This window comes from Devosia sp. MC521, from assembly GCF_014127105.1.
GTDB lineage: Bacteria > Pseudomonadota > Alphaproteobacteria > Rhizobiales > Devosiaceae > Devosia.
In genome coordinates, this window is sequence record NZ_CP059902.1 from 2,856,692 (window position 1) to 2,870,374 (window position 13,683).

The following is a 13,683-nucleotide window of genomic DNA, read 5'->3' on the forward strand; positions in this document are numbered from 1 at the left end:
CTCCGACGCTTGATTGCCCATGAAATGATGCATCGCTATCGCGTCTGGGACATGCGAACGGTGAGCAGTATCGACCACTTCATTGCAAATTCCCGTTTCACCCGCGAGCGCATTTGGAAGTTCTATCGACGGGAAGCCGAAGTTATCTACCCGCCTGTCGATATCGACAAATTCCAGCCCGGTGCGAAGCCACGCGAAGCATTCTACCTCACCCTCTCTCGCCTCGTGCCCTACAAACAAATCCCGCTGATGATTGAAGCCTTTGCCGGCACCCCAGAGCGTCAGCTCGTGGTGATTGGCAACGGACCAGATCTGGGCAAGATCCAACGCATGGCACCAGCCAATGTTACAATCTTGGGCTATCAGGCCACGGAAGTCGTGATTGACTATCTACAGCGCTGCCGTGCCTTCATTTTCGCGGCGCAGGAAGATTTTGGCATTGCGCCTGTCGAAGCGCAGGCCTGCGGCACTCCGGTCACTGCTTTCGATGGCGGCGGTACGGCAGAAACCATTCGGGGGCTCAATCGCTCGCAACCAAGCGGGGTCCATTTTGATCAACAAACCGCGTCGAGCCTCCGTCGCGCAATCGCCCAGTTTGAAGAAGCCGAAGGGAGCATAAGTGGCGCGAACTGTCGGGCACAGGCAGAGCGGTTCTCATCGCGACGCTTCCACACCCAGCTTGTGGGACACGTTCTCGAGCTCACTCAGACCGCATCGCGGCAAACAAGAACGCCGGCATGAGCCCGCTCGCCCTGCCCTTTTCTTGGGTTGTGGCGGGGCTGACGGTCATCATGGTTGGACTGCTTTACAGCGGTAGAGCGGACGTCGTGCAACTTGGCTTTTTACCCGTTGTCGTAGCGCTGGGTGCATGGGCCTATATGACGTCCCCGTACAACAGCTTCATTGGGCTTGTTCTCGCCTTGTGGCTATACGCACCCATGATGCGACGGATCGTTGATTGGCAAATGGGCCGAACGGACGCCAGTCTTATCATTCTCGCGCCTTATGCAGTTACCGCAATAGCTCTACTCAGTGGCGCCAAAGCGCTGCGCATGGTCTCCTCTCACGAGGCCGGTGCGATGTTGACCTATTCGAGCCTCATCTGCTTTGGCTGCCTCAATGGCGTTTTGCGAGGCTATGGCGCTGCCGCCATATTTGACTGTCTCGCCTATCTCGCCCCCATGGGCTTTGGTCTGCACTTGCTCGCAGCGAAGGACCATTTGAGCTCAATACGGCAGCGGATCGTCAGACTTTTGATCCTGCATGGATTGGTTGTCTCGGCTTATGGCGTCATCCAGTTCGTTTATGTTTTGCCGTGGGACGCCGAGTGGATGCGGGAAGCGGCCATTCAATCCATCGGCCAACCTTTGCCGTTTTTAGTGCGAATATACGCCACCCTAAATGCCCCGGGGATACTTGCCGTTTTTCTGATGGTGGCGCTGCTGCTTACCACGTTCAAAAAGCCGCAAGCGTTTGTGGTGCTGGCGGTGCCAGCTGCGCTCTGTCTCTGGCTGACCTTAGTGCGTTCGGCCTGGGGTGGCGCTGCACTAGGTTTCGCCATTTTGCTCGTACTGAGCCCCATAAGGATCAAGTTCGATGTGCTTGTTGGCGGGCTGATCTGCGCATGCCTACTCATCCTGGGCGCGAGCACCTTGGATGTTCCCAGCGTGCTGCTCAGCCGAGTGGCGACGATCTTTGGCCTTACGGACGACGACAGTCTTTGGGCGCGCCTCGCCATTATTGGCGAAATTGTCCCGACAGTTCTGGTCAATCCCTTAGGCTATGGCCTTGGCTCTACGGGTATTTCGACCATCGTCGGGCAGCAGGACGAGAATACATTTCCGATTTTCGACAGCGGATTTCTGGACATTACCTACACCTTAGGCTGGGCGGGACTGACCATATGGATGCTGCTGGGGTGCTGGCTTTGGGCTGCACTGCATAGCGCATTGGGCGCGCCACAATCGCTGCCCTTCACAGCAGCGCTTTGTGCCCTTGTCCTGCAGATGGTGTTCTTCAACATCTTGGTTGGTTTGGGTGGGGTGCTGTTTTTTACATTGCTGGCGTTGGCACTGCCGTCTCGTTCGGGGGAGAGTCAGACCGAATGAAAACCATCCAAATCGGACTTGATTGGCTTTCTGACCGCGCGGGCGGATTGCCGCGCTATTACAATGAATTATGGCGAGCGTCCGATGGGGTATTTGGCTTTGTCGGCATGGTCCTCGGGACAGATAATGTCGGCGACGAGACCAAGGGTGCCGTTGTGGCTTTTGCTAAGCCCAAGGCTAGTTTTGCGGCAACAATCATCGGCGCAAGGCGCAGCTTTAGGGCGCTCAAAGCCACCGTAGAGCCGAATTTAGTTGCCAGCCACTTTGCCCTCTCAACACTTCCTGTGCTCGGCCAAATCGACACGCCCTTGGTCAGTCATTTTCATGGGCCCTGGGCGCAAGAAGGCATCGCATCGGGACAGAACCGAGTACAGGCGGCGCTCAAATTCCATATCGAAAAACAGGTCTACAAACGAACAGACCGAGCGATAGTTCTGTCCAGTGCATTCGCAGACGTCTTGGAAAAAACCTACACGTTTCCACGCTCTAGGATCGACATCGTCCCCGGAGGCGTCGACATCTCGCGCTTCAATTCGAGCACAAGCCGACGTGAAGCCCGCGAGATTTTAGGCTGGAGCGAGAGCCGGTTTATCGCAGCCTGTGTGCGGCGATTGGTGCCGCGCATGGGCCATACCACCGTGCTTGCTGCTGCCGAAATTCTCAGATCCAGAGCGCCTGACGTTGAGATCAAGCTGGTCGGGAGTGGCCCCTTGGGCTCCAGCCTAAGCGCGGTAATTCAAGCTCAAGAGCTTGAAAAGCATGTGCAATTAATTGGGCACGTTCCAGACGAGCACCTTCCTTTAGTCTATCGCGCCGCCGACATCACTATTGTGCCATCTATCGCTTTGGAAGGATTTGGGCTTGTGGTTCTGGAGTCGCTCGCCGCGGGCACGCCGGTTGTCGTCACAGATGTTGGCGGGCTTGCTGAACTGATGCTGCCATTTGCCCCGCAACTCATTGTTCCAGCAGCGCATTCCAATGCATTGGCGGATGCCATCACCGCCGCGATGCTCAGTCAGAATTTGCCAAGCGCCTTAGAATGCCAGGCGTATGCCGCCGGTTTTGACTGGCCCATAATCGCGCGTCGGATCCGAGACGCCTACGAGCGGGCGCTATGACAATGGCGATGCCCCGCGTATTATTCTTCAATCAGGCAGGGCTTTACGGCGGGGCGGAGCGCTCGCTCTACGATCTGGTGACGCACTATCCCGGACATTGCCGGGTCGTACTGATGCAGGCTGGGCCGCTCTATGACGATCTCATTGCTGCGGGCGTGGATACTGATGTGCTCGGCGGCGGTTTTCAGCGGGCGACACGTCGAAAATGGATCACGCTAACTATCAGATTGTATTCACTTATTGTGGTCGCGATTGGTTTAGTTCGCCTCAGCCGCGGATATGATTTGATCTATGCCAACAGCATGAAGGCGGCGGTGATTGCGGTTCTAACTAAGCCTTTCCATCGGCGAAAAATGGTCTGGCATTTACGTTCCCTATTGGTCCCCGAGCATTTCTCGCCGCTGGCGCGTTTGGTCGCCCGATGGTGCGGCAATTGGGGGCTGATCTGGTAATTGCTAACTCCGACGCAACCGCCCGCGCCTACCAGAGTAATGGCGGTAAGTGCTTACCGCTTATAGCTTATAACGGCTTTACTCTCGAAAAATTCAGACCTGAAATGCGGGCAGACCTGCGCGCGCAACTGGTCGCCGAACATGGTTTAGACCCCATGCGCCCGATCATCGGCATGATTGGCCGCATTGGGCCTTGGAAGGGCCAAGCGCTGGCACTTTTGGGCCTCTCGATGGGCACCGACTGGCAATTGCTGGTCGTTGGCGAGGCACTTTTTGAGAGCGAAAACTTCAGGCAGGATTTTCACGAGAGTGCCACTCGCTACACCCAAGCCGGCGATGTTTTCTGTATCGGGCACCGGGACGACATTGCCGAGATCATGGGCGGGGTGGACGTTGTCATCCACGCATCAACTTTGCCCGAACCCTTTGGGCGAGTCATCGTCGAGGCCATGCTGGCCGGAACGCCCGTGATCGCCAGCAACGGTGGGGGCGTGCCAGAAATTGTGCAGAACGGCGTCAGCGGGCGATTGATCGCGCCCAATAGTGCCACGGCCCTAGCTACGGCAATAGAAGCGGCCCTGCGCGAGACCGAGCAGAGCCTGAGAATGGCGGTTGCGGCGCGGCGTTACGCCGAACAGCATTTTGCGCTTGAGCTCACATTGCCGCCCGTCTGGCTGGCACTCCGGTCCGTGGCGGCACAGCCAGACGGGACGGACCGGAGTGCCAGCTCTCGCTGCAGGCGCGCATGAGAGCAGCATTAAAGGGTGACACCGCTGCGCGCGGCTAACCACACCTGCACCTCCGGCCCGACGCTGCCTGTGGCAAGGGCGACAGCGTAAATTCTGCCCTGCCAGCGGTCATTATCGCGGAAAGAGAAGAGCCTTAGGTCGACCATGTCACCGGAAGTATTTGTGTTCGTAGTGGTGTTTTTAACCACGCCATTGACCGCTAAGGACATGGCACCAGCATCGAAACTGGCTGTGGCAATCTGCGGTGCGTCGCTGGCGTTCGAGCGGGCATCGAGCGTAAGGCTGGCCTGATCCGTCGCCCGAAGCTGGTAGCTGCCAGCACTGGATTGCATCAGAGTTTTGTAAGCACTGTTATCTTTGCGCAACGCAACAATACCGCCTTCGTCGGCTGCAGCCAGCATCGAAAATCCCGCCATGATCTGGAAGGGATAGCTGTTGAGAACGATGGTGCTGACCAGAAAGTCGTCAATCCCGTCGCCCTCAAGCCAGTGCAGACCTGCGTTCGTTTTATACACGGGACGCGAAGCGCTGCTTGTCTGAAGCAGGTGGTGGCCGCGTCCACTGAGATCGCGCATCGCGCCGACCCGGTCGCCGTCAGCCAAGACCGCGATGGTCATGGCGGCATCCTGAAAAAGGCTCGAACGATCAGAAGGATCATAGAGCCCAATACAGGATGCCGATGATGGCAGACCATGTCGAAGCGCAGCCGCAGATCGTGGCGGAACGCTGATAGACAAAGAACTCTCTAGCAAGTTTATAAATCCCCTCTACAGAATGAGCAGAAGCGGCGCGCTTTATTGATGAACTGAAAAACTATTCATGCCTACACGCGCCACGCCAAGTACCACGATTATCGTCAGTCGTTTTTGCTGGGGGATAAATTGTCCACACATCGGTTGTCGCAAGACTTCATCCGGGAAGCATCTTGGCCCACATGGGGCGACGGTGTCTGGTCATGAGCGCAACGCGCGTCAGCGCCGTCGTACCCACCTTTCGGCGTCTCGACACCCTACGCCGCTGCCTGACGGGGCTGCGGATTTCCGATCACCCCTTTGCGCAAATCATTGTCGTGGTGCGCCCCACAGAGGACCCGGAAAGTTTGTTGTGGCTGACCGCGCAGCTGAGCCTAGCGCCGGAGTTAAAGATCATCACCGTCGACGTGCCGGGCCAAGTCGCAGCACTCAACGCAGGACTTGCGGTCGCGGATGGTGACTACATCGCGTTTTTGGATGACGACGTTCTGATAAGCCCCGACTGGCTTCGGAGGCTACTGAGGATCATGAGAGACCCGCGCGTCGCGGCAGCCGGTGCGCGCGATCGACTACATGAGCGCGGGCATGTGATCGAGGGTGTGGCCAAGCACCCCGGCGTGCGAAACTGGTTTGGCGTTCTGCGCGGCGATCACCACCTCGCCTATGGCGCGGCGCGCGTAGTCGACACCATCAAGGGCTGCAATTTCCTGGTGCGGAGAGCGGCCCTCGGCAGCTTGCACTTTGACACGCGGTTGCTCGGCCAAGGCGCGCAATATCGCAATGAAAGCTGGCTCTGCACCAATCTCATTCACGCGGGATGGCATATCGTGCTGAGCCCAGAAGTGGCCGTCGACCACTTTGCGGCAGATCGCGCCGATGGCGAGCGTGAGAACTATAGCGCCGACAATTGTTTCATGCACACAGCAAATACTGTCGCCACCGACCTCGCCTTCGCCACTCTTTGGCAAAAGACCAAGTACTTCGCTTATTTTATTGCTATCGGACAGCGCTATTGCCCGGGTGTGTACTATGCGCTTCACGCGCTTATCAGACGCCCTTGGGCCCTGACTGGGATGCTGGTTGGCGGCTGGTCTGGCTTTGGTGCAGGACTGAAACTGGCCAAGCGCTTTCGGGTCGAGCCCCCTGGAAGGGCCACGAGATGGCAGACTATGTCCAAAATCCAACCACAAAAAGACAAGGGTGGATCTCGAATCACAGACGTGTGATTCGGAAAATACGTAGCCGCGGGAGCTAGGCCCAGAGGCGAAGGCATACCCAAATATAAACCTGGCAAAAATACGGAAAAATTTTGACCTAGGGAAAAAGCCCGGGGCTGGACGCTGTTCCGACCGTTTCGGACAGCACGCTGACGTCTGAAGACGGGAGCGTTTCCGTGTTCAAATAATGTTGAACACGAACACTATAATTTTACAAAAACGGAAAAGAAGAAAACCATACCTCACTGGTTTTCTACTTGCGCACCAACCAAAAATCCAGACCAAACCAGCAGTTGAGCAGTAAAAGTGATCGACAACGACCACTCATCTAGCTTCCCAGAAGTTGACGGAAATGTTGTTATAAAATCGAACGTTAGTATGCTTGAGGACCTCGTCCATGAACAGCCCCTGGAAGAGACGACTTTCCGCGCTTGTTTTGTTTTCGACACTGGTAGGCTCTGTAAGTGCGGCAGATCTACCTAGCTATCAATCCCCATCAGGGAGCTACTGCTCCAACCACCGCCAGTCGGTGCTGCCACAACGCCAAGTCAGCGAGATACGTCAAACCGTGTCCCAGAATTTGGCCAGCGCCATTGACGGCATGAATAGCCAATCCGTTCTACGCGACAGCGACCCAGCATTCATCTGGGCGATGGAAGCACGTTGGGCCTGTGCTGCCGCAGTCGGGTATCTGAACGGCGGCACTGTGGACGTTGAGTCCGTCCAAAAGTGCGACTGCTTCCACCAACGCTATCTGTCGTTTCGGTAGAGGGCAGACATAAAGTGAGCATCAAGATCATGAACTCCCTCCTGAAGTCCGCTCTGCTGGCCGGGATCGCTTTTGTCATGCCGCTATCGGCGCAGGCCATGGGCTTGCGTGAAGCTGTACAGACGGCACTCGACAGCAATCCGCAAATCGGCGCGGCAATCCAAAACCATGACGCAATCGGCTTTGAACTGCGTCAAGCAGAAGGTCTTTGGGCACCACGCGTTGATCTTGAAGCGTCAACCGGCATCCAATATTTGAACACGCCGTCGCGCCGCGCGACCGGCATCGAAAATGATGCGCTTTATCCCTCGCAAGTAGGCGTCACCGCACGCTGGGACCTTTACGACGGCGGTTTTCGTGACGCCGAGCTTGCCCGGCAAGCAGCGCGCGTCGACAGCGCCTCTTATCGCGTGCTGGAACGCAGCGAGTTTATCGCTCTGCAGATTGCACGCGTTTATTATCAGGTGCTGTTGCAGCAGCAGATCGTCAACCTGACGCGCCAGAATGCCTCCTTCCACGAGGGCGTCGCCTCAGACGTGTCGAGTGCCATCGAAAATGGTCAACTCACCGAAGCTGACCGCCTGCAGTCGATTGAACGTCTGGCAGCAGCGCGCGCTCGGGTGACGGAAGCCGGTGTGGAACTGGCTGCCGCGCAGATCGAATACAAAACGCTCGTTGGACTGATGCCTGGCGCGGTAAATGCACCACCGCGGGCGTCGTCGGGCATTCCGGGCTCGCTAGAAATTGCAGTCGCCAATGCCATCGTCAACAACCCTCGGGTGAAGACGGCAGGCGCGGACATCAACGCCGCGTCGGCCTTGGTTGAGCAGGCAGCCTCCGATTTTATGCCGAAAATCCAGCTCGAAGGCCGTGCCGCAACGGGTTACGACGTCTCGGGCGCCCATGAATGGCAGAATGACCTAAGCGCTCGCGTATCGCTGCGCTGGAACATTTATGACGGCGGCATTGCACGCAATCACGTGCAGGAAGAAATGCGCCGTGAGAACGAAGCCAAGATGGTGTTTGACCAGACCGCTCGTGAAGTTGAACAGGCGGTACGGGAAAGCTGGCTCCGCATGAAGAGCCAAGCGGAGCTGTCGCGGGTCTATAATGAGCAGTTGAACTCCTCATCGGGCCTCGTCGACTCCTACCGCGAACAGTTCACCATTGGTGAGAGATCACTGCTGGATTTGCTCGACTCCCAGAATACCCGCTTTAACGTGCAAATTCTGCAGGAAACGGCGCGCTATAGCGTCATGTTCGCCGAATACCGCGTGCTGGCAGCAAGCGGCACACTGATCGACTTCCTCGGTGTTCAAACGCACGACGCCGCCAGTGCTGGTACATTCTCGGCCTTTGACTTGAAGTCTTGGGAACAGTTCGAACCACGCACTTTGGAACCGCTGAACCTGCAAAAAGTAGGCAACTACTGAGAGCCGAACCTTCGATCAAATTGAGCGTTATTACTAACGTAGATTTGGGTCATTGCGGTAGGAAATCATGAAAACCCCGGACGTGGCAGAACAGAGTTCTGCCACACCACCTGAAAATGCCCAAAGCTTTGGTACGGCAGATCCGGTTTTGGATTGTGTGCGGTTTCTGGCCCGTGCGTGGCGCAAGTCAGACTCCCCGGCTATTCTCGCCGCCGGACTTCCCCTACAGAACGGGCGCATGACCACCCAGTTGATCGAGCCAGCATTGGCCCGAGTGGGTGTTTCAGCAAACCCGCTGCATCAATCGATTGCGCGCTTACAGCCCTTTGATTTTCCCGTCGTCCTGCTGCGCTCCGAACAGCCTCCGCTGGTCATTCTGAGGCGGCTCAATTCCCGCAATTATCGGGTCTTCGACCCGAGCATTGGTGACGAGAAAACGATTTCAGCCAGGGCGCTGGATGCACGCCAGAGTGTGGATCTGCTGCAGATTTCCCCGGACTACTCCGTGGTGCAGGAAAGCACAGGCACGCGCTTTGCCAATACCAAACACTGGTTTTGGTCGGCTGTGCGCGGGCACACACGCAGTATTGTCTACGTGCTGCTAGCGGCGGCTTTCGTCAACGTGTTTGCGCTGGCCTTCCCACTCTTCACCATGAACGTCTATGACCGCGTGCTGCCCAATTCGGCCCAGACAACGCTCTGGGTTTTGGCCATCGGCATCGGCATGGTCTCGATTTTTGACCTGCTGCTCAAACTCGCCCGCTCGGGCGTGATCGAATACGTGGGGCGCTCGATCGACTTCCGCCTGTCGTCAGCATTGTTTGATCGGGTGCTCAATACCCCCATGTCATCGCGCCCCAGTTCCACCGGCGCTTTCATCAGCAAAATCGGCCAGTATGAGGTGCTGCGCGAATTTGTGGCGGCGAGCACGCTGGTCATGTTTGTTGACCTGCTGTTTCTTGGCCTCTTCGCCTACATCATTGCGATATTCGTCGGCTGGTTAGTGCTCTTCCCCCTTTTGGCGGGCCTGATCGCGCTGATTATCACCATCGTTATCGCTGTGCTCTCAAGCAAAGCGGTGAAGTCGGCATTGGCAGAGTCCTCGGCCCGTAATGCCGTTCTGGTTGAGGCGCTGACAGGCGTCCAATCGGTCAAGGCCTCGCGCGCCGAAGGGCAATTGCTGCACCGTTGGGAAGCGGCGGTTTTGGCCTCCTCCCATACGCAGGATAAACTGCGCTCCTATCAATCTCTGGCCACCAACACGACAGCCACGCTTTCGCAGCTTTCCCTGGTCGGGATCATTGTTGGTGGCAGCTATATGTTCACCTCGGGGGACGTCACCACCGGATCGATCATTGCGGCGATGATGCTGTCTAATCGCCTGATCGCGCCTATTGGAATGATCGCCGGGACATTGCTCAAAACCCGCGCGGCGATAGAGGCCTATCGATCTGTCGACCAGATCATGAAACTACCCGATGAGCGTCCCAACCGCCCTGCACAAGCGCAGCGCGTCGTGCGGGAAGGCAGGATCTCCTTCAACAAGGTGCGGTTCACCTATCCGGGGTCCAAGAGCTACGTGCTCGATGGCATATCGTTCAGTGTTCGGCCGGGCGAGAAGATCGGCATTATCGGCCGCATTGGCTCGGGCAAGACCACGATCGGGCGGCTGCTGGTCAATTTCCACCGCGCCACCGAAGGCGAAGTGCTGCTCGACGGGGTCGATATTGACCAATATCACCCTGAAGACTTGCGGCGCGCTGTTGGCCTTGTCGTGCAGGACCCGGAGATTTTCAACGGCAGCGTGCGCGACAATATCATTATGAGCGACCCTGGCGCGAGCGAAGAGCGCATTATGGCAGCCGCTCGGCGCGCTGGCGTTGAAGGCTTTGTCTCGCGCCATCCGCAGGGCTACGACATGCCCGTGGGCGAGCGCGGCGTGCTGCTTTCGGGCGGGCAACGCCAGACGATTGCGCTGGCGCGCACCATGCTGGTTGAGCCCAAGATCCTGTTCCTCGACGAACCATCGAGTTCAATGGATTTGGCGACTGAAAAGCAGCTGATCAAGCATTTGGAAAACAGCCTCATGCCGGATCAGACCGTGCTGATTGCCACCCACCGCTATAGCCTGCTCTCGCTGGTCACCCGCATGATGGTGCTCGACAATGGCAAGCTGGTTGCTGACGGACCCAAAGACGAGGTTCTCAAGCAGTTGCGTATGCGGGCTGACGCCTCATGAACCAGCATCGCCCCAACGCAGAAGCGATCGATAAACACCATCACCCCTCCAGCAGACCACCACGGGAATGGACGACTATTATCGTCCTCGTGATCATTACGGTGGTGGCGTTTCTAGCGTGGTCGAACTGGGCAGAGGTCGATCAGATCAGCCGCGCTGAAGGCAAAGTGATCCCATCCGGTAAAACCCAAATTGTGCAAAGCGCCGAGCCCGGCGTGATTAGCGATATTTTGGTGCGCTCGGGCGAGCAGGTTAGCGCGGGGCAATTGCTGATCCGGCTCGATGACACCAACACGTCTTCCAGTGCGGGGGAGGTTGAGGCGCGCGTTTTGGCCCTAACGGCACAGAGCGAACGCCTACGCGTTGAAAGCGAGGGGCTGCCAGCCACCGACTTTATCTGCGCAGATTTTGTGCAGGAGCAGGCGCCGGACGTTTGCGCCACCGAATTGGCCCTGCTCCATTCGCGCCTCGCGAGCAAAGCTGGCAATGCAGAGGTGTTGCAACAGCGTGTTGAGCAGCGGCAGCGCGAGCTCAATGAGGTGCAGATCAACCGGACGCGGATGCAGACGACCTTTGCGATCACCCAAGAGCGTCTCGACTTGATCGAGCCGATGGCACAACGCGCCCTCGTGGCGCAAACAGATCTCTTGGCATTGCGCTCGGAGGCTGCAGATCTCAGCGGGCAAATCAGTGCCGCCGAAGAAAGCATGGCGCGGCTGCGCGCGGCGCTGCAGGAAGCGCAATTGCAGGTGGGCCAAGCCGATCAGCAAATGCAGCAGGAGGCTTTGGCAGAACTGACGCTTAGGCGGGCCGAATTGGCCAGCGCGCAACAGCAATTGCGCGGCGCGGTTGACCGGGTGAGCCGCACCGAAGTGCGCTCTCCCGTTGATGGGGTTATCAATGCCATTGAAGTCACAACCATCGGAGCGGTCGTAACCGCTGGCTCGCGCCTGATGGATGTGGTGCCCAAATCCGATTTCCTGCTCGTCGAAGCGCGGCTCAAGCCCGCTGACGTGGCCTTCGTTATTCCCGGCCAGGCCGCCCGCATTCAATTCACGGCCTATGACTTCTCGGTCTACGGCGGATTGCAGGGCGTGGTGGAGACGATCTCAGCGGACAGCCTCGTCGATGAGCAAACGCGCGAAACCTATTACCTCGTGACAGTGCGGGCTGATGAAACCGTGCTGCACCACAGAGGGATCGATCTGGCGATTTTACCGGGCATGGTGACGACGGTCGACATCATCACCGGCAAGCACTCGATTTTACAATATTTGCTCAAGCCATTGAACAAGGTCCAACAGGAGGCCCTGATTGAACGATAGCGCTCCTGACACAAATGGCGTCACCGCGAGCGATCTGGCTCATGCCGATTATGCCACGCCGATCTTTCGGACTGTGAATACGCACAAGGGGCGTGTGGCCTTGCGGCTGGAGGCGGTGTTCTGGGATGCCATCGCCACTATGGCCCATCGCGCTAGCGTCAAGCCACCCGACATGGTGCGCGACTTGATTTCGCGGAGCAGTGAAGAGGCAACCAATCTCTCGAGTGCGCTGCGCAGCATCGTCACCCGTCAACTCCTCGTCGAAAACGACCGCCTTGCCCCCCTCGCTTCAGCCTTATCGGTGGTGCGGCTGTTGCAGACCGTACCGACGCCCTCTTTCGCGCTCGACAAAAACAAACAGCTGGTGCGCGTGAACGATGAGTTTGTGCGCTATCTGCGCTCGGTCATGGCTAAGGCGGGTGCGGTCGAGCGGGCGCAGTTGCGGCTTGAACGCCCTGCCGATGTGCTTCTAACCGAAATCCCGGCCGGATCGTCCATCGAGTGTGGCCTCTCGATCCACGTCGACAATCATGAGCGGCGGACGCAGGCGCGGATCATCATTCCGCCACCTGCCCCCGCCAATATCCTGGTCGGGTTTATCATCAACTAAGTCAGACGCTTAGAACGAGGAGCCCGGCGAGATCGCGCTGAGGCCCTTTGGCATATTGGCAACCGAGACGCTGCCACCCGCAAAGCCATGGATATAGCTTTTGCTGCCCGCAAAACTCATCAGGGGCAAATAACGCGAGTAGGCGGTGTCGAGCTCTAGGCGGTCGGTGGTGTTGTCGAGCACGTATGCGCCTTGGTCCGTGTGGACCACAAGCACGGCATGGAAAAGCCGGCGGCGCGTGTCTTGCAGCACGACAACCTGCAACTGGCTTTCATCGAACCCGAGTTCCTGAAGCATCCAGTATTTTGTAATCGCGTAATCTTCGCAGTCGCCCCAGGCAAGCTTTGCGGTTTCGCTGGGTGTCGCCCAATAGTCAGTTTGAGCCCAAACCGTGCGATCATCCCGATAGGTGATTGCGCCATTAACGGCAGCATTGACCATCGTCAGCTGATCGAGTGTAGAGCGACCTTCGGCCTGAGAGACAGCATCACGCAAGGACTGCGAAAACTGTGTCTCACAACCGTCAAATCCAAACTCGGCGCAGTTATCAGAGAAAAACCCGCTGTGATCCTGAGCGCGAATGTCGTGCCATTTTGCGGCGACCGGAAGGCGCTGCGCTGAAATCGCGACAGACTGAAAAACGTCAAGTTTAGCCTTCGGAAGAACCGTTTGTGCTTCTGGAAAAGCCCCTGCAGTCGGAGAAATTGTAGCCGTTTCTATAAGCTGCGCAGCCCCTTGCCCGTTATCGGAAAGCGACTGTGCAGACGCTCCCTCGATAGAGCACATGACAACCATCATGGCTGCAAACTGGGAAACTGACCTTATAGGCAAAACGGGGCTCTCCATAAAATTTCATCGAGAGCTTCCAACACAACGCCTAAACATTTGACAATCCGAACGGTTATAAATCA

13 protein-coding genes are annotated in these 13,683 nt (G+C 57.4%); 11 read left to right on the forward strand and 2 right to left on the reverse strand.

The features are described from left to right. Positions 1–60 precede the first annotated feature (60 nt). The 5 genes from H4N61_RS13710 to H4N61_RS13730 all read left to right on the forward strand — a co-directional run bounded on the left by H4N61_RS13710 (position 61) and on the right by H4N61_RS13730 (position 4,427). Positions 61–741: a glycosyltransferase gene (locus H4N61_RS13710; protein ID WP_182394285.1), complete on the forward strand. Its 681-nt coding sequence runs from the start codon at positions 61–63 to the stop codon at positions 739–741. After that, positions 738–2,108 (forward strand): O-antigen ligase family protein, encoded by a 1,371-nt coding sequence (locus H4N61_RS13715; protein WP_182394286.1) that lies wholly within the window; start codon positions 738–740, stop codon positions 2,106–2,108. The genes H4N61_RS13710 and H4N61_RS13715 overlap by 4 nt, the downstream gene beginning before the upstream one ends. Next, positions 2,105–3,226 carry a glycosyltransferase family 4 protein gene (locus tag H4N61_RS13720; RefSeq protein ID WP_182394287.1) on the forward strand — a complete coding sequence of 374 codons (1,122 nt, stop codon included), beginning with the start codon at positions 2,105–2,107 and terminating at the stop codon, positions 3,224–3,226. The genes H4N61_RS13715 and H4N61_RS13720 overlap by 4 nt, the downstream gene beginning before the upstream one ends. Then, positions 3,223–3,678, forward strand: a complete 456-nt coding sequence (locus tag H4N61_RS13725) for a hypothetical protein (RefSeq protein ID WP_182394288.1) — start codon at positions 3,223–3,225, stop codon at positions 3,676–3,678. The genes H4N61_RS13720 and H4N61_RS13725 overlap by 4 nt, the downstream gene beginning before the upstream one ends. A gap of 104 nt (positions 3,679–3,782) precedes the next feature. Then, positions 3,783–4,427, forward strand: a complete 645-nt coding sequence (locus tag H4N61_RS13730; protein WP_182394289.1) for a glycosyltransferase — start codon at positions 3,783–3,785, stop codon at positions 4,425–4,427. An 8-nt stretch (positions 4,428–4,435) separates the two neighbouring features. Here the strand turns inward: H4N61_RS13730 and H4N61_RS13735 are convergent, their stop codons facing one another. Continuing rightward, positions 4,436–5,044, reverse strand: a complete 609-nt coding sequence (locus H4N61_RS13735) for a hypothetical protein (RefSeq protein WP_182394290.1) — start codon at positions 5,042–5,044, stop codon at positions 4,436–4,438. A gap of 338 nt (positions 5,045–5,382) precedes the next feature. Between H4N61_RS13735 and H4N61_RS13740 the strand changes: the two genes are divergently transcribed. The 6 genes from H4N61_RS13740 to H4N61_RS13765 all read left to right on the forward strand — a co-directional run bounded on the left by H4N61_RS13740 (position 5,383) and on the right by H4N61_RS13765 (position 12,772). Continuing rightward, on the forward strand, positions 5,383–6,405 hold the full coding sequence (locus H4N61_RS13740) for a glycosyltransferase family 2 protein (RefSeq protein WP_169195972.1): 1,023 nt from the start codon (positions 5,383–5,385) through the stop codon (positions 6,403–6,405). A 559-nt stretch (positions 6,406–6,964) separates the two neighbouring features. Beyond that, entirely contained in the window at positions 6,965–7,165 is a 201-nt protein-coding gene (locus H4N61_RS13745; protein WP_182394291.1) for a hypothetical protein, read from the forward strand. A gap of 14 nt (positions 7,166–7,179) precedes the next feature. Continuing rightward, entirely contained in the window at positions 7,180–8,598 is a 1,419-nt protein-coding gene (locus tag H4N61_RS13750) for a TolC family outer membrane protein (protein WP_169195973.1), read from the forward strand. A gap of 67 nt (positions 8,599–8,665) precedes the next feature. Next, complete coding sequence (locus H4N61_RS13755; RefSeq protein WP_182394292.1) at positions 8,666–10,837, forward strand: type I secretion system permease/ATPase; 2,172 nt, start codon at positions 8,666–8,668, stop codon at positions 10,835–10,837. Next, entirely contained in the window at positions 10,834–12,162 is a 1,329-nt protein-coding gene (locus H4N61_RS13760; protein WP_169195975.1) for an HlyD family type I secretion periplasmic adaptor subunit, read from the forward strand. Before H4N61_RS13755 ends, H4N61_RS13760 begins: the two co-directional genes overlap by 4 nt. Beyond that, positions 12,152–12,772 (forward strand): ribbon-helix-helix domain-containing protein, encoded by a 621-nt coding sequence (locus tag H4N61_RS13765; protein WP_182394293.1) that lies wholly within the window; start codon positions 12,152–12,154, stop codon positions 12,770–12,772. Before H4N61_RS13760 ends, H4N61_RS13765 begins: the two co-directional genes overlap by 11 nt. Positions 12,773–12,781: 9 nt before the next feature. Here the strand turns inward: H4N61_RS13765 and H4N61_RS13770 are convergent, their stop codons facing one another. Next, positions 12,782–13,558 (reverse strand): transglutaminase-like cysteine peptidase, encoded by a 777-nt coding sequence (locus H4N61_RS13770; RefSeq protein ID WP_182394294.1) that lies wholly within the window; start codon positions 13,556–13,558, stop codon positions 12,782–12,784. Positions 13,559–13,683 lie beyond the last annotated feature (125 nt).